The organism is Micromonospora sp. WMMC415, assembly GCF_009707425.1.
Classification (GTDB): domain Bacteria; phylum Actinomycetota; class Actinomycetes; order Mycobacteriales; family Micromonosporaceae; genus Micromonospora.
Window position 1 is genome coordinate 511,471 of record NZ_CP046104.1, and the last position, 19,901, is coordinate 531,371.

Below are 19,901 nucleotides of genomic sequence, written 5' to 3' on the forward strand. Positions count from 1 at the left end.
CCTCCCCCGGTTCCGGGTCTACAGCGGCAGTTGGATGCCGCCGCGGTTGGTCGTGGACACCCGGCTCGCGGCGTCGGTGTCCGACACGTCGTACTGCTGGCCGGCGGTGCGGATGGCCGTGGCGGTCTCCCGCAGAGCCCGCTGCAGCGCCGCCTGGTCCTGCGCCCACTGCTGCTTGACCTGCTCGAACGAGCGCCCACCGGCGCCGCGCCAGGCCTGCTGCAACACCTCCAGCTCGGCCATCAGGCTGCTCAGCATCGACTGCAACGACTGGTCGACCTGCTCGAACTTCGCGGCGGTCTGCTGCATCACCGCGGCTTCCGCCTGGGTCTCGGACACTCCGGACGTCACCTCGTCTCCTGCGTCGTGGCTGGCCGTCGACACGCCCGCTCGGGGAGCGCGCCGCTCGCGCCGCCCGGGACGTCGAGCACGGCGGGCGCGGGTCAGCGATAACTCGTCGCTGACGGTAGCCGTACGATCGCGGTTCTGCTACCCCGTTCCCGTCCCCTGTGGACAACCGCCGGCTCCCGCCACGACGCCGGGACGCTTACGATGGGCGGCAGTCGCGTCGCAGCGCGTGATCGATGAGGAGGTGCGGTGCCGGTGACCACCACGGCGAGCCTGCCCTCGTCGCCACCCGGGCACACGCCACCCGCCCCACGCGAGCCGGGCCGCGCCGACCGGCCCGCCCCCGCCCCGACCGTTGGCGCCCCCGCCCCGACCGTTGGCGCCCGCAGCGTCCTGCCGCCACAGTGGAGCCTCCGCCCGCGCCGGTCGGCCCGGCACGTCCGGGCCGGCCAGGTGGTCGCCGGGCAGGTCGCGGTGGCGGTCGTGGTCGTCGCCCTCGGGCGGGGCGCGGCGACGGCACTGGCGGGCGTGGCGTTCGCCGCACTGCTCGTGGTGCTGGCCGGGGCACGCCTGCGCGGCCGCTGGCTCTTCGAGTGGCTGGGGACGGCCCTGGCGTACGCCCTCCGCCGGCGCGCCCTGCCGGCTGAGGCCGAGCCGGCCGCCCTGCTGGAGCTGGTCGACCCGGGCACCGCGCTGCGGCCGGCCGAGCTGGCCGGCGCGCCGGCCGCCGCGCTGGACGACGCCACCGGCATGGTCGCCCTGCTGGAGATCGTCGACCCCGCGGAGCTGATCGGCGACGGGTCACGGGCGCTGCCGTCCCCGGCCGCCCTGCTCTCCGCCGCCCCACCCGGTGGCCCGCCGGTGCGGATCCAGCTCCTGCTGGCCGGGGTGCCGGCGCCCGCCGTCGCGCTCGGCGGCGGCACGGTCGCCACTTCGTACCGGCAACTCACCGAGGGCCGGCTGCCCGGCCGCGAGCGGGCGGTGCTCGCCGTCCGGGTGCTCCGCGTCGACGGCGTGGCCCCGGACGAGCTGCGCCGGGCCCTGCACGGCACGGTGCGCCGGATTCTCCGCCGGCTCGCCCCGGTGGCCGCCCGGCCGCTGGGCGAGCACGCCGCGCTGCGGGTCCTGGCCGAGCTGGCTCACCACGACGCCGGGCCGGCGCGGGAGACCTGGCCCGCGCTCCGGTCCGGCGACCTGTGGCAGGCGACCTTCCAACTCGACCGGTGGCCGGACCCGCGCACCGAGGCCGCCCGGGGCCTGGTGGTGCGGCTGCTCGCCCTGCCCGCCACCGCGATCACGGTCTCCCTCAGCACCGGGCCGTGGGCCGGGGCCCCGGAGGCCGCCCCGTCCGAGCTCGCCGTACGCCTCGCGGCCGGGTCACCGGCCGAGCTTGCGGCGGCGGAGCGGGCGCTGCACCGCGCGGTGACCGGGCCGGGCGGTGCGGTGCGGCGGCTCGACGGGGAGCAGTTGGCCGGGCTGGCCGCGACCGTGCCGCTGGCCCTGCCCGGTACCGGCCCGTCCGGGCCGGCCGCCGTGGAACTGACCGTCGGCGACGCGGGCCTGATGCTCGGCGCGAACCGGCACGGAGCGGCCCTGACCGTCCGGCTGTTCCGTCCGGAGAGCACCCGGGTCGTGCTCGTCGGGGGGCTCCGCGCCGGCCAGTTGATCGCTCTGCGCGCGATGGCACTCGGCGCCCGGGTCGTGGTGCAGACCGCCCGCCCCCGCGCGTGGGAGCCGTTCGTCCGGGGCGTCGGTGCGCCGGGCGGCACGATCCCGCTGCTGCCACCCGGCCGTCCGCCCGGCGGCGAGCCGGGGTCCCCCCTGCGCCCGCTGCTGCTGGTCGTCGACGCCGGCCCGGTCCCGCCCGATCCCGAGCCCGGGCAACCGTGGCAGGCCACCCTGCTCCTCCGCGACGAACTGACGGCGGCCGACGTCGTGACGCTGGGCCGCGCCGACCTGGCGCTCCTCCAGCCGCTCGATCCCGCCGAGGCGGCGCTCGCCGGGGGCGCGCTGGGGCTCGGCGCCTCCGCCGGATGGCTCACCCGGATCCGGGAGGACATGGTGGCGGTGGTCAACCGACGGGCCCTGCGGTGGGCCCGGCTCATTCCGTCCCCGATCGAGGCGCAACTGGTGGGCCGCCCGACGCGCCGGTGACCGACATCCGGCCGGCAGCAGCGGGCGGATCATGCGCCGGAAGGGTTTCGCCGATGATCGGTCCGTGGCAGCATCTTCCGCCATGGGTTTCCTGAAAGGGCTCCTGATCCGGCTGGCCGTCACGGCACTGGCCTTCTGGCTGGCCACGTTGCTGATCCCCGGGATCACGCTGGACTCGAACTCGGCCACCGAGACGGTCACGACGCTGGTTCTCGTGGCCGTGATCTTCGGTGTCGTCAACGCGGTGCTACAGCCGATCATCAAGACCGTGGGCTGCGGCTTCTACCTGCTGACCCTCGGACTGATCGCGCTGGTCGTCAACGGGCTGCTGTTCCTGCTGACCAGCTGGATCGCCGGCCAGGCCGGGCTGCCGTTCGATGTGGACGGCTTCTGGCCGGCCGCCGTGCTCGGTGCGCTCTTCGTCAGCGTGGTCACCTGGATCCTCGGCGCCATCCTCGACCGCGACTGACGGCGGCGGCGCGGGTCCAGATCGCGGGAATTGGCTGCTGAGGCCACCGGAGCCGGCGACTAGCGTCGGAGCGGTGTTCATCCTTACCCGTGACGACGGCTACCTGATCAGCACCGACCCCGAGCGCCTCGACCTCAACCGGGTGCACCGCTGGCTCAGCACCGACGCGTACTGGGCCGTCGGGCGGGACCGGGCGACGGTGGCGCGCGCCTTCGCCGGCTCGATCGGCTTCGGGGTGTACCGGCCGGGCGACGGCCACCAGGTGGCGGTGGCGCGGGCGGTGACCGACCACGCCACCTTCGCCTGGCTCTGCGACGTGTACGTCGACCGCTCCGAACGCGGGCGCGGGCTGGGCACCTGGCTGGCCGCCGCGGTCCGCGACCACCTCGCCGAGATCGGCGTACGCCGGATCCTGCTGGGCACCAACGACGCCCACGGCGTGTACGCGAAGGTCGGCTTCGCCCCGCTGGAGCAGCCGGAGCGGTGGATGCAGCTGGACCAGCGGGTGAACCCGGTCACCAGCAAGGAGCAGCAGCCGGATACGCCCCTTACGGTGGAGGCGTGACGCCTCGTCGGCTCGGCTACCTGTACGGCATCGGCGCGTACCTGCTCTGGGGCTTCTTCCCGCTCTACCTGAAGCTGCTCCAGCCGGCCGGCCCGCTGGAGATCCTGGCCCACCGGATCGTCTGGTCGGTGGTCTTCGTCGCGCTGGTGCTGGCCGCGCTGCGCAACGTCGGCTTCCTGCGTGCGCTGCTCCGCCGGCCCCGCGCCCTCGCCGGGATCGGAGCGGCCGCCGCGCTGATCGCCCTCAACTGGGGCACCTACATCCACGGGGTGAACTCCGACCGGGTGGTGGAGACCGCCCTCGGTTACTTCATCAACCCGCTCGTGGTCGTGCTGCTCGGGGTGTTCGTGCTGCGCGAGCGGCTACGCCCCGCGCAGTGGGTGGCGCTGGGCGTGGGCGGTGCGGCGGTGGCGGTGCTGACCGTCGACTACGGCCGGCTGCCGTACCTCGCCCTGGTCCTGGCGTTCAGCTTCGCCGGGTACGGCCTGGTCAAGAAGCGGCTCGGGCTGCCCGCCGCCGAGGGGCTCTTCGTCGAGTCGGCGGTGCTGGCCCTGCCCGCGCTGGGGTACCTGCTGTGGTTGGGCGGCGTCGGCGGGGCCGCCTTCGGTGCGGTGTCGGCCGGGCACACCGCGCTGCTGGTCGCGGCCGGCGCGGCCACCGCGATCCCGCTGCTGATGTTCGCCGGCGCGGCCAACCGGCTGCCGCTCACCAGCCTGGGGATGATCCAGTACCTCGCCCCGATCCTCCAGCTCGCCTGCGGTGTCCTCGTCTTCCACGAGCCGATGCCGCCGGCCCGCCTGGCCGGCTTCGCCCTGGTGTGGCTGGCCCTGGCCATCTTCACGACGGACGCCGTCCGCTCGGCCCACCGCCAGCGCCGCGTCCGCAACCGTCGTGCTGGGCCGGCACCCGCCCCCCGCGATATCGCGGTTTCGGTCGCCGCTTCGCCCGGTTCACCGCCTTTGTCCGGGCGGAAGCTGCCCGATCGCGGGTAACGGCGGGGGGACTAGCGGACGTCGTAGGCCAAGACCGGGGTGCCGTCGGCGCGGACCAGTTCCAGCCGGACCAGTTCCGCGTCGGTGAACCGGGTGGCGGCGCTGATCCGCAGGTCGTCGCCCGGGCCGGCGAGCCACGAGCCGATCTGCTCGCTGGTGCCGTCGGCGCTGCGCGCGACCAGCCGGAAAGCGGACGCCTTGCGGTAGCCGACGGAGGAGTCGTACCCGCACCGCATCGTCACCTCGGTGCCCCACTCGGTGCCGGTCAGCCCGATCTCGGCGTGCACCGGCACCGTGCCGGCGACCGGCTGCATGGCGACCATGTCCGCTCTTCCGCGCGGGTCCGTACCGGGTAGCACGGCGGCTGTGCCGAGGCCGACGACCAGCGCCAGCGCCGCGGCGGCGAGCGTGGTGAGGGCGTACCGGCGACGGGTGGCCAGCCGTTCCCGGCGCCGGCGGTCCCGCGCGGCGGAGAGCAGGTCGGGCAGCCGGGAATCCTCCGGCGGCGGCAGGAACTGCTCCAGGCCGGCCGGGTCGAGCCGCCCGAGCAGGCCGGGGAGCACGGCGATCTCCGCGACCGCCTGGCGGCACTCGGCGCAGCCGGCGAGGTGCCGCTCGTACGCCGTCCGCTCGGCCGGCGCCAGCGCACCCAGCACGTACGCGCCGTCGTCGTGCGCGAACTCGCACCGGGTCATCCGGTCACCCCCATCTCGGCAAGGACCAACCGTAGTGAGCGCAGGGCGTAGTGCGTCCGGGACTTGACGGTGCCCGGCGGCACCCCGAGCCGCGCGGCGGCCTCCGCCACCGACCGGCCCTGGTAGAAGCACTCCACCAGGACTTCACGATGGGTGGGGCTGAGTCGGTTCAGGGCCTCGGCGACGGTCCACGCCTCCACCGCGCGCTCCGCCTCGTCGACCGTCTCCGGCGGCTCGGGCAGTTCGTCGGTGTAGACCTCCCCGACTCTCGTGGACCGGCGGCGCCAGGCGTCGATCGCCAGGTTGCGGGCGGTCGTGAAGAGCCAGCCACGGACCGAGCCGCGGCGCGGGTCGAGCGACTCCGGGTGCCGCCAGGCGCGCAGCAGGGTCTCCTGCACCAGGTCCTCGGCCCGCTGCCGGTCCCCGTTGACCAGGCGCAGGGCGTGCGCGTACAGCGCCTCCGCGTGCTCGTCGTGCAGGGCGCGGAGCAGGTGGGCGTCGTGGTCGCTGATGGCGGTCTCCTCGCTCTCGGCGCGAGTCCGGCAGGCCTTTCGCACGGACATACGTGCGGCCGTCGCGATCGGTTCAGCCGCAGGTCATCACCGTTGCCCCGGGCGAGTTGTTCATACCTGGTTCATATCGAGGCTGACGAGCGGCCACCGGCCCCTCCTAGCGTCCGGCGGGTACGCACGTCTTCGACCGACTCCGTCGTGCGCCATCCCACTCAGGAGGCTCCTCCACATGAGCGACCGTCCTCGGCTGCTCCCGCTGCTGGGCTCCACCCGCCACGGCAGCCGCGACGCCATGACCTGTCTCTACCGGTGCGGCAACGCCTGCGACCACCCGGTGCCGAACACCTCCGACAACGCGTACTTCGGGGACCTGGTGGACGCCGAGGTCTCCCGCCGTGGCGTGGTCCGTGCCGGCGCGGTCGGCGCGCTGGTTCTCGGCTTCGGCGGCGCGGCGGCCGGTGCGCTGGCCGGCGCCGGCGCCGCCTCGGCCGCCCCCGCCGCCCCCGCCGCCCCGGCGGCGCCGGACGCCGCCGGCTTCGGCCGCCCCAGCGGCGGTATCGGCAGCGGCGCCCTGACCTTCAAGCCGGTCCCGCCGAACAAGCTGGACAGCTTCATCGTCCCCAACGGCTACGACCACACCGTCATCATCCGCTGGGGTGACGAGGTGGTCCCGGGGGCGCCCGAGTTCGACCTGCACCGCCAGACCGCCGCCGCGCAGGCGAAGCAGTTCGGCTACAACAACGACTTCGTCGGCGTGCTGCCGCTGAGCCGGAACCGGGCCCTGCTCGTGGTGAACCACGAGTACACCAACGAGGACCTGATGTTCCCCGGCTTCACCAGCCTGGACGCGCTGTCCGTGGAGCAGCTGAAGGTCGCCATGGCCGCGCACGGCATGTCCGTCGTGGAGCTGGAGCGGGTCGGCGGCAGCGGCGAGTGGCGCCCGGTGAAGTCCGGCCGGCGGCAGTACAACCGGCGGGTCACCGCCAACACCACCAAGTTCGAGCTGACCGGCCCGGCCGCCGGCTCGGCCTGGCTGAAGACCGCCGCCGACCCCAAGGGCCGCACGGTCATCGGCACGCTGAACAACTGCGCCGGCGGCGTGACCCCGTGGGGCACGGTCCTCTCCGGCGAGGAGAACTTCAACCAGTACTTCGTCGGCGGCGACGGTGCCCCGGAGGAGCTGAAGCCGAAGCTGGCCCGCTACGGCATCAGCACCACCAGCCGCTACCCGAGCGGCAACCGCAAGTGGGAGCGTGCGGACGAGCGCTTCGACCTGGCCAGGCACCCGAACGAGGCGCACCGGTTCGGCTGGATCGTCGAGATCGACCCGTACGACCCGGAGAGCCGCCCGCGCAAGCACACCGCGCTCGGCCGGTTCAAGCACGAGGGCGCGAACGTCATCGTCGCCAGGAGCGGCCACGTCGTGGCGTACATGGGTGACGACGAGCGGTTCGACTACCTCTACAAGTTCGTGTCGGACAAGAAGTTCATGAAGGGCAACTCCTGGGTCGCCCGGAACCACAACCTGACCCTGCTGGAGTCCGGCACCCTCTACGTCGCCAAGCTGGACTACACCAGCGCGGCCGAGATCGACGGCTCGGGCAAGCTCCCCGCCGACGGCGCGTTCAACGGCCGCGGCACGTGGATCAAGCTGGTCAGCGGCAACCGGTCGTACGTCGAGGGGATGACCGCGGCGGACGTGCTCACCTTCACCCGGATCGCCGGTGACAAGGTCGGCGCGACCAAGATGGACCGGCCGGAGGACGTCGAGCCGAGCCTGCTCACCGGCAAGGTGTACGTGGCGCTGACCAACAACACCAACCGTGGTGTCGGCGGCAACCCGACGGCGGACGAGGCGAACCCGCGTACCGCCAACAAGCACGGTCACGTGCTGGAACTGGTCGAGGACCGCAACGACAACGCGGCCGAGACCTTCGCCTGGTCGGTCCCGATCGTGGCGGGTGACCCGACCGACCCGTCGACCTACTTCGCCGGGTACGACAAGACGAAGGTGTCGCCGATCTCGTGCCCGGACAACGTCGCCTTCGACGCCACCGGCAACCTCTGGATCTCCACCGACGGCAACGCGCTGGGCAGCAACGACGGCCTCTTCGCGACCGCCATCGAGGGCCCGGAGCGCGGTCACCTCAAGCAGTTCCTCACCGTGCCGCTCGGCGCCGAGGCCTGCGGCCCGTTCATCACCGGCGACAACCGGTCGGTCTTCGTGGCCGTGCAGCACCCCGGTGAGATCTCCGGCGCCTCCGTCGAGAACCCCGCCTCCAACTGGCCGGACGGCGACTACGCCAAGCCGGGCGTCGTGGTCACGTGGCGCCTGGACGGCGGCCCGATCGGCAGCTGACAGCTCCCCTCGAAGGCGGTTCGACGCTGGACCGCCGGGACGGGCCCTCTCCCATCCGGGGAGAGGGCCCGTTCGCGTCCGGACGTCACCCGCCCGCGGCCGGGGAACCGGGCCGCCCGTCAACTTTCGGCGGCGAGACTGTCCGCGATGGTGCGGGCGGTGGTGAGCAGCTTCGCGCGGACCACCCGGGCGGACGTCATCATCTCGCTGGCCGGCAGCGCGCAGGCGAGCACCACCCGGCGCTCCATGTCCTTGTCGGGGGTCACCAGCACCGCCGCGCAGGCCACGCCCTGCCGGTACTGCCCCAGCTCCATCTGCATGCCCCGCCGCTCCCCCGCCGCCAGGTCGGCCTCGAACGCCTCCACGGTGGTCAGCGTGGCGGAGGTGAACGGACGCATGCCGTACTCGCGGAGGTAGCGGAACCGCTGCTCGGCGGTGAGTGTCGCGAGCAGCGCCTTCCCCAGCGCGGTGGCGTGCGCCCCCTCGTCGAAGCCGGGGACGAGGTCCTCCAGGTACGGCGAGCGCGCGCCCTCGGCGACCGCCGTGATCGCCACCTGCCCGCCGACGAACTTGCCGAGGTAGTGGCTGTAGCCGGTGTCGGCGGCGGCGCGGCGGAGGCACTCCCCGACCGCCTGCGGCCCCCGGAACGCCGTGACCAGCTCGCGGTAGCGGTCGGCCACCTCCAGGCCCACGATGTACGTGCCGTCCTCGCGGCGGATCACGTAGCCCTCGTACGCCAGGGTCCGGACCAGGTGGTAGGTGGTCGCCACGGTCAGCTCGCACCGACGCGCGATCTGCTTGACGGTCAGCCCCTTCGGGGCACGGCCGACCGACTCGAGCACTCGCAGCGCACGGGACACGCTCCGGATCAGGTCCGAGGGTTCCGCCAAGGGGTCGCGCACAACCACCTCCGCAGCCGGGGACTTACACCATATGAAATACGTGCCCGGCGCGAAATGCCTGATCGGGTGGAGGATGCCAGATCGTCACCCACCCGCCGTACCCGTCCGGCCACGAAGCGTGGGTCGAGAACGTCTCGCGTAGGTTGTTCAGATCATGGTCGACAGCGCGCTCCAGTCCCCCGACGCCCCGACCCGGCCCGTACGGGCCGCCGCCGGCGCCATCGCCGTCACCATCGCCTGCGTCCTGCCGGTCTTCCTGGTCGGCGGGCTCGCCGTGCAGATGGGCGACGAGCTGGGCTTCTCCCCGGCCGGCCTCGGGGTGGTCGTGGCGGTCTACTTCGGCGTCGGCGCGCTGGCGTCGGTGCCCTCCGGCACGCTCGCCGAGCGGTACGGCCCGGCCGTCGTGGCCCGGGCCGGCATCCTGGTGTCGGCGGGCGCCATGCTGGCCGTGGCCGGGCTCGCCCGGTCGTACCCGGTGCTGGTCGGCCTGCTCGCGCTGGCCGGCACGGCCAACGCCCTGGGTCAGCTCGCCAGCAACGCCGCACTGGCCCGGCACGTCCCGGTCCGGTGTCAGGGGCTGTCCTTCGGGGTGAAGCAGGCCGCCATCCCGGTCTCCACGCTGCTGGCCGGGGTGGCGGTGCCGACCGTGGCGCTGACCGTCGGGTGGCGCTGGGCGTTCGTGGTGGCCGCCGGTGCCGCCCTGGCCGTGTTGCCGGCCGTGTCCGCGCGGGAGCCGCGCCCGATCCGGACGACCACCCGGGCCCGGAGTGGGCGCGCCACCGGGGCCCTGGTCGTCGTCGGGGTGGCCGCGACCCTCGCCGCCGCCTCGGCGAACGCCCTCGGCACCTTCGTGGTGGACTCCGCCGCCACCCGGGGCCTGGCTCCCGCGCTGGCCGGCCTGACACTGACCCTCGGCAGCGCCGTCTGCGTCGCCGCCCGGGTCGGCGCCGGCTGGCTCGCCGATCGCCGGGCGAGCGGTCACCTGGCGGTCATCGCCGCGATGCTGGTGGTGGGGGCCGGCGGGCTCGGTCTGCTCGCGATGACCGGACCGGTCCCGCTGGTGGTCGGCGTGGTGCTCGGCTTCGGTCTGGGCTGGGCGTGGCCCGGGCTGATGAACTTCGCCGTGGTCCGGCTCCATTCGCAGGCTCCGGCCTCCGCCACCTCGATCACCCAGACCGGCGTGTACGCGGGCGGCTGCCTCGGCCCCCTGTCCCTCGGCCCCCTCGCAGCCCACGCGGGCTACTCGGCGATGTGGACCACGGCGGCCGTCTCGATGCTGCTGGCCGCCGCCCTGATGCTGACCGGCAGCCGCCTCCTGTCCACCCCACCGGCCGAACACCGTCGATCATGAAGGTGGCGGGTGATATCGAGATCAACTCACCCGCCAATCCCATGATCAACGCGGCGTCGGGTGGGGTGGGGTGGGGTGGGGTGGGTCAGCTGGTGCGGTCGGCGATGTAGTCGCAGAGGGATTCGAGGGCCCGGCGGGCCGGGGTCCTCGGCAGGGGAGCCAGCCGGGCACGGGCGTCCTCGGCGTAGCTGCGGACCGTCTCCCGGGCCCGCTTCAGGGCCGGGCTCTCCCGGAGCAGGCCGAGGGCCTCGGCGTGCAGGTCGTCGTCGGTGAGCGCGCCGGTCGCCAGGATCTCCCGCAGCCGCAGTGACGAGGCGTCCGCGTCGTCGGAGGCGAGCGCGTACAGCACCGGCAGGGTCGGGACGCCCTCACGCAGGTCGGTGCCGGGCGTCTTGCCCGACTGCACCGACTCGCTGGCGATGTCGAGCAGGTCGTCGGAGAGCTGGAACGCCACGCCGATGGTCTCGCCGTAGCCGGCGAGGGCCTCGGTGTGCTCCGGGCTGGCGCCGCCGAACATGCCCCCGAAACGCGCCGAGGTGGCGATCAGCGACCCGGTCTTCTCCGCGATGACGTTCAGGTAGTGCGCCACCGGGTCGTCGCCCGGCCGCGGCCCCACGGTCTCCGCGATCTGGCCGTGCACCAGGCGCGCGAACGTCCGGGCCTGGAGGCGGACGGCCTCCGTGCCCAGGTCGGCCGCGATGTCCGCGGCCCGGGCGAAGAGGTAGTCGCCCACCAGGATGGCGACCGAGTTCGTCCAGCGGGAGTTGGCGCTCGGGGCGCCCCGGCGCACGGGCGCCTCGTCCATGACGTCGTCGTGGTAGAGCGTCGCCAGGTGGGTGAGCTCCATCACCACCGCCGCGGGCACCACCTGCGGGCCGGTCGGGTCGCCGAACTGGGCGCCGAGTGCCACCAGCAAAGGCCGGAACCGCTTGCCGCCCGCCTCGACGAGATGCCGGGCCGCCTCGGTGACGAACGGGTCGGCGCTCTCCACGCCGGCCCGCAGCTCGGTCTCGACCCTCTCCAGCACACCCAGCACCGACTCCTCGACGCGGGGATCGGCGAGGTGCAGGCCGAGCGCGCCGAACTGACCCGCGCCGTGCCGGCGCGGACGGCCACCCGCGCCGGTGGCACCTGAACGCTCGCCACCCGGATTCACCACGTCTCCAACCATGCCACACCCGTTCGACCAGCCCCGGGCCGGGGATGGCCGCGGCTCCGCGGACGCCGCGGGGGCCGGTACGCGAACGCGTACCGGCCCCCGCGGGGCAGCGGTGTCACCGCACGAACTCGGCGGCTCCCGTGGCGAGGTCGAGCAGCGGTGCCGGGGCGACGCCGAGGACCAGGGTGGCGATCACGCCGATCATCAGCGCGGCGGAGGTGAGCCCGCCCGGGACGGTGACCGCCGGGGTCGACTCACCGGGCTCGGAGAGCCACATCATGACGACCACCCGCAGGTACGGGAAGGCCAGCACCATGCTGGTCAGCACACCGGCGACCACCAGCCACGCCTGCCCGCCGTCCAGCGCCGGCCCGAAGACCGCGAACTTGCTGGTGAAGCCGCTGGTCAGCGGGATACCGGCGAACGCGAGCAGGATGAAGGTGAACAGCGCGGCGTAGAACGGCGAGCGGCGGCCCAGGCCCGCCCACCGGGACAGGTGGGTCGCCTCCCCGTCCGCGTCCCGGACCAGGGTCACCACGGCGAACGCGGCCAGCACCGAAAAGCCGTACGCCACCAGGTAGAACATCGTCCCGGAGACGCCCTCCCTGCTCGGCGCGAGCACGCCGACGAGCAGGTAGCCGGCGTTCGCGATCGACGAGTACGCGAGCAGCCGCTTGATGTCGGTCTGCGTGACCGCCAGCACCGCACCGACCAGCATGGTCAGCACCGCCACCACGCCGAGGACCGGGGTGAAGTCCCACCGTGCCCCCTCGAACGCCACGTGGAAGACCCGCAGCAGGGCGCCGAACGCGGCGACCTTCGTGCAGGCGGCCATGAAGCCGGTGATCGGCGTGGGCGCGCCCTGGTAGACGTCCGGCGTCCACACGTGGAACGGCGCGGCGGCGGCCTTGAACAGCAGGCCGATGGCGATCAGCGCCATGCCGGCGAAGAGCAGCACCGGGCTGGCCGGGCTGTCGGCGACGGCGGCGTGGACGGTGGCGAAGTCCACCCCGGCCGGGCGGCCCGGGATGCCGGCGGTGAAGCCGTACACCAGGGCGACGCCGAACAGGAAGAACGCCGAGGCGTACGCCCCGAGCATGAAGTACTTCAGCGCCGCCTCCTGGCTCAGCAGCCGCCGGCGGCGGGCCAGCGCGCAGAGCAGGTAGAGCGGCAGCGAGAAGACCTCCAGCGCGATGAACATGGTCAGCAGGTCGTTCGCCGCCACGAAGATCAGCATGCCGCCGATCGCGAACGTGGTCAGCGGGTACACCTCGGTGAGGCCGTTGGCCCCGTCGGCCTGCCGCCGGTCGTCGGCCGACTCGGCGGTCACCGCCGCCTGGGCCACGAACGCCCCGCCCCGCTCGACGGTGCGCTCACCGATGAGCAGCAGCGCCATCGCGGCGAGCACGAGGATCGCGCCCTGGAGGAACAGCGTCGGCCCGTCCACCGCGATCGCCCCACCGATGGTGATGAGGCGGTCGTCGGCGTTCAGCACCACCATGGTCAGCGCGGCGAGCACCGCCAGCAGCGCCACCGACAGCTGGACCACGTGCCGCAGCCGCCGCGGCACGAACGCCTCGACCAGGACACCGACCAGCGCGGCACCCAGCATGATGAGCGTCGGCGCGAGCGCCGCGTAGTCGATCGACGGCAGTTTCAGCTCGGTCACTTTCGGAGCCGCCTTTCGTTCGCGACTGCGGGGCTCGCGAGCTCACGTCTCGCGGTCACCGCGATGCCTCCTGGACGTCGCCGGCCGACGGGGCCGGGTCGGTCCTGCCGATGTCCTGCATGGTGGCCTGCACGGCCGGGTTGATCACGTCGGTGACCGGCTTCGGGTAGAAGCCGAGCAGCACGATCAGCGCGATCAGCGGGGCCACCACGACCTTCTCGCGCAGGTTGAGGTCACGCTTCATGCCGTCGACCTCGGTCAGCGCCGGGTTGAGGGTGCCCTGGGTGGTGCGCTGCACCATCCACAGCACGTACGCGGCGGCCAGGATGATGCCGAGCGTGGCGATCACCGCCACCGGCTTGTTCACCGTGAAGGTGCCGATCAGCACCAGGAACTCGGAGATGAACGGCGCGGTGCCGGGCAGCGCCAGCGAGGCGAGACCGGCGAAGAAGAGCACCCCGGCCAGGATCGGCACCAGCTTGCCGGCGCCGCCGAAGTCGCTGATCAGGGCGGAGCCGCGCCGGGCGATCAGCATGCCGACGACCAGGAAGAGCAGGCCGGTGGCGAGGCCGTGGTTGACCATGTACAGCACCGCCCCGGTGGCCGCCTGGCTGGTGAAGGCGAAGATGCCGACCCCGATGAAGCCGAAGTGGGCGATCGACGTGTACGACACGAGCCGCTTGAGGTCGTTCTGGCCGACCGCGAGCAGCGCCGCGTAGATGATGCCGATCAGGCCCAGCGCCAGCGCCCACGGGGCGAACCACTTGGCCGCGTCCGGGAACAGCGGCAGGCAGTAGCGCAGGATGCCGAACGTGCCGACCTTGTCCAGCACGCCGACCAGCAGGGCGGCCGCACCGGCGGGCGCCGCGCCACCGGCGTCCGGCAGCCAGGTGTGGAACGGGAAGAACGGTGCCTTGATCGCGAACGCGAGGAAGAACCCGAGGAACAGCCAGCGCTCGGTACCGGTGGAGATGTCCACCTGGCTCAGCGCCGCCCAGTCGAAGGTCTTCCCGCCGACCACCCACAGGCCGATCACGGCGGCGAGCATGAACAGACCGCCGACCAGGGAGTAGAGGAAGAACTTCACCGCCGCGTACTGCCGCTGGTGGCCGCCGTAGCTGCCGATGAGGAAGTACATCGGCACGAGCATGACCTCGAAGAACACGTAGAACAGGAAGACGTCGGCGGCCGCGAAGACGCCGATCATCGTGCACTCGAGGACGAGCAGCAGCGCGAAGTACACCGGCACGGACCGCTTGGACGCCTCCGCGTCGTGCCAGCTCGCCAGGATCACCAGCGGCACCAGGACCGCGATCAGCATCAGCATGACCAGCGCGATGCCGTCGGCGGCGAAGGTGAAGCTGACGCCCCAGTTGGGAATCCACGGGTACGACTCGCGGAACTGGAACCGCTCACCGCCGGTCTGCCAGGTCACCCACATGACCACCGAGAGCGCCAGCACCAGCAACGACCAGCCGAGCGCCACCTGCTTGGCCAGTTCCGGCCGGTGACGGGGCAGGAGGGCGACCACGAGGGCGCCGACGAGCGGCGCCACCGTGAGCACGGAGAGGAACGGAAAGTCGGACATTACGCGGCCTTACCTCCGTCGTCACTGCGCGGTCCGCCGGCGACGGCCGCGTACGAGGCGGACAGCCTCTTGAGGTCGATCACGCCAGCCACCCCGCCTCGACGGCCAGGAAGGCCGCCACCACCAGCAGAGCGCCGGCCAGGATCGAGGTGGCGTACGACCGGACGAAGCCGGTCTGCAGCCGCCGGAGGCGGCCCGAGCCGCCACCCACCCCGGCGGCGAGGCCGTTGACCAGCCCGTCGATGCCGCGGTTGTCCAGGTAGACCAGCGCCCGGGTGAGGAAGATGCCCGGCTTCTCGAAGACCGCCTCGTTGAAGGCGTCGGTGTAGAGGTTCTTCCGGGCGGCGGTGACCAGCACCCCGGCCGGCTGCGGCTCGGTGGCCGTGCCGGCCCGGAACAGGAACCAGGCCAGGCCGGCGCCGGCCACGGTGACCAGGATGGACAGGATCGTGATCGCGAGGTGCGACAGCACCGCCTCGTGCGCCTCCGTCTGGCCGCCCAGCCCGGCGGTGGCCTCCAGCCACTCCGGGACCGGCCCGGCCATCAGCGCGCCCGCCGCGAGCGAGCCGACGGCGAGCAGGACCAGCGGGATGGTCATGAGCTTCGGCGACTCGTGCGGGTGCTCGATGTCCTCGGTCCAGCGGGCCGGGCCGTGGAAGGTGAGCACGAACAGCCGGGTCATGTAGAACGCGGTCAGGCCGGCACCGAGCAGGGCCGCCGTGCCGAACAGCCAGGCCGTCCAACCCTCCCGCTCGAACGCGGCCACGATGATCGGCTCCTTGGAGAAGAAGCCGGAGAACGGCGGCAGGCCGATGATGGCCAGCCAGCCCGTCATGAAGGTCAGCCAGGTGATCTTCATGTACTTCGACAGCCCGCCGAAGCGGCGGATGTCGACCTGGTCGTTCATGCCGTGCATGACCGAGCCGGCGCCGAGGAACATGTTGGCCTTGAAGAAGCCGTGCGCCAGCAGGTGGACGATGGCCAGCGCGTACGCCGCACCGCCGAGGCCGACACCGAGGAACATGTAGCCGATCTGGCTGACGGTCGACCAGGCGAGCACCCGCTTGATGTCGTCCTTGGCCGCGCCGATGACGCAGCCGATCAGCAGGGTCAGCGCGCCGACGCTCACCACGACCAGCTGGAGCGTCGAGTTGGCCGAGAAGATCGGGTTCGACCGGGCGATCAGGTAGACGCCCGCGGTGACCATGGTGGCCGCGTGGATGAGCGCGGAGACCGGGGTCGGGCCCTCCATCGCGTCCGGGAGCCACGCCTGGAGCGGGAACTGGCCGGACTTGCCGGTCGCGCCGAGCAGCAGGAGCAGGCCGAGCAGGAGGACCGTGGTCGAGGTCAGCGCGCCGACCCCGCTGAAGACCTCGTCGTACTGGGTGGTGCCGAGGGTGGCGAACATGATGAAGATGCCGATCGCCAGGCCGGCGTCGCCGACCCGGTTCATCAGGAACGCCTTCTTGCCGGCCGTGGCGGCGCTCGGCCGCTCGTACCAGAAGGAGATCAGCAGGTACGACGCCAGACCGACGCCCTCCCAGCCGAAGTAGAGCATCACGTAGTTGTTGCCGAGCACCAGCAGGAGCATGGCGGCGACGAACAGGTTGAAGTACCCGAAGAACCGCCGGCGGCCGGCGTCGTGCGCCATGTACTCCACCGCGTACAGGTGGATCAGGAAGCCCACCCCGGTGATCAGCAGGACGAAGACCGCGGCCAGCGGGTCGAAGAGCAGGCCGAAGTCCACGTGCAGGTCACCGACGGCGATGAACTCCCACAGGCTCAGCTCGACGGACCGGTTCTCCAGGCCGCGCAGCTGGAAGAAGTAGGTCAGGCCGAGCACGAACGCGACGCCGATCGACGCGACGCCGAGCCAGTGCCCCCACCGGTCGGCCCGCCGGCCGAGCAGCAGCAGGATCGCGGCGCTGACCAGCGGGATCGCGACGAGCAGCCAGACGCTGCCCAGCAGCCCGTCGGCCGGCGCGTACGTGACGGCGCCCACCGGCTCGACCGGAGCGTTCGCCAGAATCTCCATCACCGCAGGCCCCTCAGTACTTCAGCAGGTTGGCGTCGTCGACGCTCGCCGAGCGTCGGGTCCGGAAGATCGCCATGATGATCGCGAGCCCGACCACGACCTCGGCCGCGGCCACCACCATCACGAAGAACGCCATGATCTGGCCGTTGAGGTCACCGTTGATCCGGCTGAAGGTGACCAGGGTCAGGTTGGCCGCGTTGAGCATCAGCTCGACGCACATGAACAGCACGATCGCGTTCCGCCGGATCAGCACCCCGGCGGCGCCGATGGTGAACAGCACCGCGGCGAGGACCAGGTAGTAGTTCGGTTCGACCGAGAAGAACTCGTTCACTTGTCGGTCCCCTTCAGCGAGGTCTCCTCGGCGGTCAGCTCACGGACCGGCAGGATGTCCGGGGTGCTCCGCTCGGTCAGCCGGCCGTCGGGCAGGCGGGCCGGGGTGGCGACCGACGAGGAGGTGGCGAAGACACCGGGGCCGGGCTTCGGGCCGGGGTAGTTGCCGGGGCGGAACCGCGCCTTCATGGTGGCGACCTGGTCCAGCCGGTCCTCCTTGCGGCGCTCGATGTGCGCGAGCACCATCGCGCCGACCGCGGCGGTGATGAGCAGCGCCGAGGTCAGCTCGAACGCGAAGACGTACTTGGTGAACAGCAGCCGGGCGATGCCCTGCACGTTGCCCTCGGTGTTGGCCGCCGTCAGCCCGGCGGCGGTGCCGCCGTCCAGCGCCCGGTACACCCCGGTGCCCACCAGGCCGGCGAAGCCGAGCCCGAGGAGGATCGCCGCGACCCGCTGCCCGCGCAGCGTCTCGATCAGCGAGTCGGACGCGTCACGGCCCACCAGCATCAGCACGAACAGGAAGAGCATCATGATCGCGCCGGTGTAGACGATGATCTGCACCATGCCGATGAACGGCCCGGCCTGGAGCACGTAGAACACGCCCAGGCAGAGCATCGTCAGCACCAGCCAGAGCGCCGAGTGCACCGCGTTGCGGGCGACGACCATGCCGACCGCGCCGAGCAGCGCCAGCGGCGCCAGGATCCAGAAGGTGACCGCCTCGCCGCCGGACACCGAGCCCGCCGCGGCGAGCACCGTCTGCGTGGTCATGCTCCGTCTCCCTTGGCGGCCCGCTGCGCGGCCTGCTCGGCACCGGGGAACGTCACCCCGGGGTGCTCGTCGAGCTGGTAGCGGCCGGGGCCCATCGGCGAGTGCTCCGCACCGGCGGAGGTGCCCGGGTTCTCCAGCGCGCCGACGTAGTAGTCCTTCTCGCTGTCACCCAGCCGCATCGGGTGCGGCGGCTGCTCCATGCCCGGGAGCAGCGGCGCCAGCAGCTGCTCCTTGGTGAAGATCAGGTCCTGCCGGTTGTCCCGGGCCAGCTCGTACTCGTTGCTCATGGTGAGCGAGCGGGTCGGGCAGGCCTCGATGCAGAGCCCGCAGAAGATGCAGCGCGCGTAGTTGATCTGGTAGACGCTGGCGTACCGCTCACCCGGGGAGAAGCGCTGCTCCTCGGTGTTGTCGCCACCCTCGACGTAGATCGCGTCCGCCGGGCAGGCCCAGGCGCACAGCTCGCAACCGATGCACTTCTCCAGGCCGTCCGGATGCCGGTTGAGGATGTGCCGCCCGTGGTAGCGCGGCGCCGAGACCGGCGGCTTGAACGGGTAGTCGGTGGTGACGACCTTCTTGAACATGTGCGAGAAGGTGACCCCGAAGCCCTTGAACGTTCCGGTGATCGCGCCCACGTCACACCTCCCTGGAATCCGTGCCGGCGGCGATGTTGGCCGGCTCCCGCTCGGCGACGACACGCCGGGTCCGCGGGCTCGGTGGCACCTGAAGGTCCAGCGGGGGCAGCGGGAAGCTGCCCGGTGGACGGTTGTTGACCTGCTCGGCGAGCGTCGGCTTCGGCGCCGGCTTGCGGGTCGGCCAGAACAGCGTGGCGAGCAGAAGCAGGCCGGCGGGGATGCCGACCGCGATCAGCTTGCTGCGGCTGTCCCAGTCCTCGATCGACCGCAGGCCGGCCAGCACCAGGATCCAGACCAGGTTGATCGGGAGCAGGACCTTCCAGCCGAAGCGCATGAACTGGTCGTAGCGCAGCCGGGGCAGCGTGCCCCGCAGCCAGACGAAGACGAAGACCAGGGCGACGACCTTGCCGAAGAACCACAGCATCGGCCACCAGCCGGAGTTCGCGCCCTCCCAGATGGTGATCGGCCAGGGCGCGTGCCAGCCGCCGAGGAAGAGCGTCACGGTGACCGCGGACATCGTCACCATCGCCACGTACTCGCTGAGCATGAAGAGCGCGAACTTCAGCGAGCTGTACTCGGTCATGAAGCCCGCGACCAGTTCGGACTCCGCCTCCGGCAGGTCGAACGGCGCCCGGTTGGTCTCGCCGACCGTGGCGATGAAGAAGATGATGAAGCTCGGCAGCAGCAGGATCGCGTACCAGCCGGGCGCCGAGATCTCGGTGCCGAACACGGTCAGCCGGGTGGCGTCACCCTGCTCGGCGACGATCCCGCTGGTCGACATCGTGCCGGCGGTCATGAACACCGCGACGATGCTCAGGCCCATCGCGACCTCGTACGAGATCATCTGGGCGGTGGAGCGCAGACCACCGAGCAGCGGGTACGTCGAGCCGGAGGCCCACCCGCCCAGCACGACGCCGTAGACGGCCAGCGAGGAGCAGGCCAGCACCACGAGTACCGCCACCGGCACGTCGGTGACCTGCAACGGCGTCCAGTGCCCGAAGATGCTGACCATCGGGCCGAACGGAATCACCGACAGCGCGGTGACCGCACAGACCACCGAGATGACCGGCGCGAAGAAGTAGACGACCTTGTCCGCGGCCTTCGGGAGGATGTCCTCCTTGAAGGCCATCTTCAGGCCGTCGGCGAGGGTCTGGAGCAGGCCGAACGGGCCGACCTGGTTCGGGCCCGGCCGGACCGCCATGCGACCGACGACCCGCCGCTCGAACCAGACCCCGAGCAGGGTGGCGAGCAGACCGAAGGCGAACGCGAAGACGATCTTGCCGAGGATCAGCCACCACGGATCCCGGCCGAAGTCCGCCAGCGTCGGGTCCTGCGCGAGGAAGGTCACTGTGCCCACCTTTCGTTCGCGACTG

18 protein-coding genes are annotated in these 19,901 nt (G+C 72.2%); 6 read left to right on the forward strand and 12 right to left on the reverse strand.

Annotated elements, in window-relative coordinates; genetic code table 11:
- Positions 1-18: 18 nt before the first annotated feature.
- Positions 19-339: a WXG100 family type VII secretion target gene (locus GKC29_RS02475; protein WP_155333948.1), complete on the reverse strand. Its 321-nt coding sequence runs from the start codon at positions 337-339 to the stop codon at positions 19-21.
- A 258-nt stretch (positions 340-597) separates the two neighbouring features.
- Between GKC29_RS02475 and eccE the strand changes: the two genes are divergently transcribed.
- The 4 genes from eccE (at position 598) to rarD (ending at position 4,528) form a co-directional block, all read left to right on the forward strand.
- Positions 598-2,502 (forward strand): type VII secretion protein EccE, encoded by a 1,905-nt coding sequence (gene eccE, locus GKC29_RS02480; RefSeq protein ID WP_370463301.1) that lies wholly within the window; start codon positions 598-600, stop codon positions 2,500-2,502.
- Positions 2,503-2,584: 82 nt separating this feature from the next.
- Entirely contained in the window at positions 2,585-2,971 is a 387-nt protein-coding gene (locus GKC29_RS02485) for a phage holin family protein (RefSeq protein WP_155329276.1), read from the forward strand.
- A 73-nt stretch (positions 2,972-3,044) separates the two neighbouring features.
- On the forward strand, positions 3,045-3,536 hold the full coding sequence (locus GKC29_RS02490; protein ID WP_155329277.1) for a GNAT family N-acetyltransferase: 492 nt from the start codon (positions 3,045-3,047) through the stop codon (positions 3,534-3,536).
- The gene (gene rarD, locus GKC29_RS02495) at positions 3,533-4,528 is read left to right on the forward strand and encodes an EamA family transporter RarD (RefSeq protein WP_155329278.1); all 996 of its coding nucleotides are present in this window, start codon (positions 3,533-3,535) and stop codon (positions 4,526-4,528) included. The genes GKC29_RS02490 and rarD overlap by 4 nt, the downstream gene beginning before the upstream one ends.
- Before the next feature lie 11 nt (positions 4,529-4,539).
- On the opposite strand, the gene GKC29_RS02500 is transcribed toward rarD, so the two are convergent.
- Positions 4,540-5,223, reverse strand: a complete 684-nt coding sequence (locus tag GKC29_RS02500) for an anti-sigma factor (protein ID WP_155329279.1) — start codon at positions 5,221-5,223, stop codon at positions 4,540-4,542.
- On the reverse strand, positions 5,220-5,714 hold the full coding sequence (locus GKC29_RS02505) for a sigma-70 family RNA polymerase sigma factor (protein WP_230689141.1): 495 nt from the start codon (positions 5,712-5,714) through the stop codon (positions 5,220-5,222). Before GKC29_RS02505 ends, GKC29_RS02500 begins: the two co-directional genes overlap by 4 nt.
- Positions 5,715-5,964: 250 nt before the next feature.
- Here GKC29_RS02505 and GKC29_RS02510 point away from each other — a divergent pair, with 250 nt between their 5' ends.
- Positions 5,965-8,094 (forward strand): PhoX family phosphatase, encoded by a 2,130-nt coding sequence (locus GKC29_RS02510; RefSeq protein ID WP_155329281.1) that lies wholly within the window; start codon positions 5,965-5,967, stop codon positions 8,092-8,094.
- A 119-nt stretch (positions 8,095-8,213) separates the two neighbouring features.
- Here the strand turns inward: GKC29_RS02510 and GKC29_RS02515 are convergent, their stop codons facing one another.
- Positions 8,214-8,996: an IclR family transcriptional regulator gene (locus tag GKC29_RS02515; RefSeq protein WP_155329282.1), complete on the reverse strand. Its 783-nt coding sequence runs from the start codon at positions 8,994-8,996 to the stop codon at positions 8,214-8,216.
- Positions 8,997-9,150: 154 nt separating this feature from the next.
- Here GKC29_RS02515 and GKC29_RS02520 point away from each other — a divergent pair, with 154 nt between their 5' ends.
- Positions 9,151-10,347 carry an MFS transporter gene (locus GKC29_RS02520; protein ID WP_155329283.1) on the forward strand — a complete coding sequence of 399 codons (1,197 nt, stop codon included), beginning with the start codon at positions 9,151-9,153 and terminating at the stop codon, positions 10,345-10,347.
- Between the two features lie 85 nt (positions 10,348-10,432).
- Here GKC29_RS02520 and GKC29_RS02525 read toward each other — a convergent pair whose 3' ends face one another.
- The 8 genes from GKC29_RS02525 to nuoH all read right to left on the reverse strand — a co-directional run bounded on the left by GKC29_RS02525 (position 10,433) and on the right by nuoH (position 19,876).
- Positions 10,433-11,518 (reverse strand): polyprenyl synthetase family protein, encoded by a 1,086-nt coding sequence (locus GKC29_RS02525; protein ID WP_155329284.1) that lies wholly within the window; start codon positions 11,516-11,518, stop codon positions 10,433-10,435.
- 103 nt (positions 11,519-11,621) lie between these two features.
- Positions 11,622-13,175, reverse strand: coding sequence for an NADH-quinone oxidoreductase subunit NuoN (nuoN, locus tag GKC29_RS02530; RefSeq protein WP_155329285.1), 1,554 nt, complete (start codon positions 13,173-13,175; stop codon positions 11,622-11,624).
- 55 nt (positions 13,176-13,230) lie between these two features.
- Positions 13,231-14,763: an NADH-quinone oxidoreductase subunit M gene (locus tag GKC29_RS02535; RefSeq protein ID WP_155329286.1), complete on the reverse strand. Its 1,533-nt coding sequence runs from the start codon at positions 14,761-14,763 to the stop codon at positions 13,231-13,233.
- A 79-nt stretch (positions 14,764-14,842) separates the two neighbouring features.
- Positions 14,843-16,798 carry an NADH-quinone oxidoreductase subunit L gene (gene nuoL, locus GKC29_RS02540; RefSeq protein WP_155333950.1) on the reverse strand — a complete coding sequence of 652 codons (1,956 nt, stop codon included), beginning with the start codon at positions 16,796-16,798 and terminating at the stop codon, positions 14,843-14,845.
- Positions 16,799-16,811: 13 nt separating this feature from the next.
- Positions 16,812-17,129, reverse strand: a complete 318-nt coding sequence (gene nuoK, locus GKC29_RS02545; protein WP_155329287.1) for an NADH-quinone oxidoreductase subunit NuoK — start codon at positions 17,127-17,129, stop codon at positions 16,812-16,814.
- Positions 17,126-17,896, reverse strand: a complete 771-nt coding sequence (locus tag GKC29_RS02550; protein ID WP_155329288.1) for an NADH-quinone oxidoreductase subunit J — start codon at positions 17,894-17,896, stop codon at positions 17,126-17,128. The genes nuoK and GKC29_RS02550 overlap by 4 nt, the downstream gene beginning before the upstream one ends.
- Complete coding sequence (nuoI, locus tag GKC29_RS02555; protein ID WP_155329289.1) at positions 17,893-18,528, reverse strand: NADH-quinone oxidoreductase subunit NuoI; 636 nt, start codon at positions 18,526-18,528, stop codon at positions 17,893-17,895. The genes GKC29_RS02550 and nuoI overlap by 4 nt, the downstream gene beginning before the upstream one ends.
- A 1-nt stretch (position 18,529) precedes the next feature.
- Positions 18,530-19,876 carry an NADH-quinone oxidoreductase subunit NuoH gene (gene nuoH, locus GKC29_RS02560; RefSeq protein WP_155329290.1) on the reverse strand — a complete coding sequence of 449 codons (1,347 nt, stop codon included), beginning with the start codon at positions 19,874-19,876 and terminating at the stop codon, positions 18,530-18,532.
- Positions 19,877-19,901 lie beyond the last annotated feature (25 nt).

Bases quoted from the DNA above. Each gene is read 5' to 3' on its own strand.
- GKC29_RS02520 (WP_155329283.1), top strand. From the start codon at position 9,151: ATGGTCGACAGCGCGCTCCAGTCCCCCGACGCCCCGACCCGGCCCGTA.
- GKC29_RS02485 (WP_155329276.1), top strand. From the start codon at position 2,585: ATGGGTTTCCTGAAAGGGCTCCTGATCCGGCTGGCCGTCACGGCACTG.
- GKC29_RS02510 (WP_155329281.1), top strand. From the start codon at position 5,965: ATGAGCGACCGTCCTCGGCTGCTCCCGCTGCTGGGCTCCACCCGCCAC.
- GKC29_RS02535 (WP_155329286.1), bottom strand. From the start codon at position 14,763: ATGTCCGACTTTCCGTTCCTCTCCGTGCTCACGGTGGCGCCGCTCGTC.
- GKC29_RS02550 (WP_155329288.1), bottom strand. From the start codon at position 17,896: ATGACCACGCAGACGGTGCTCGCCGCGGCGGGCTCGGTGTCCGGCGGC.
- nuoL (WP_155333950.1), bottom strand. From the start codon at position 16,798: ATGGAGATTCTGGCGAACGCTCCGGTCGAGCCGGTGGGCGCCGTCACG.
- GKC29_RS02500 (WP_155329279.1), bottom strand. From the start codon at position 5,223: ATGACCCGGTGCGAGTTCGCGCACGACGACGGCGCGTACGTGCTGGGT.
- GKC29_RS02525 (WP_155329284.1), bottom strand. From the start codon at position 11,518: ATGGTTGGAGACGTGGTGAATCCGGGTGGCGAGCGTTCAGGTGCCACC.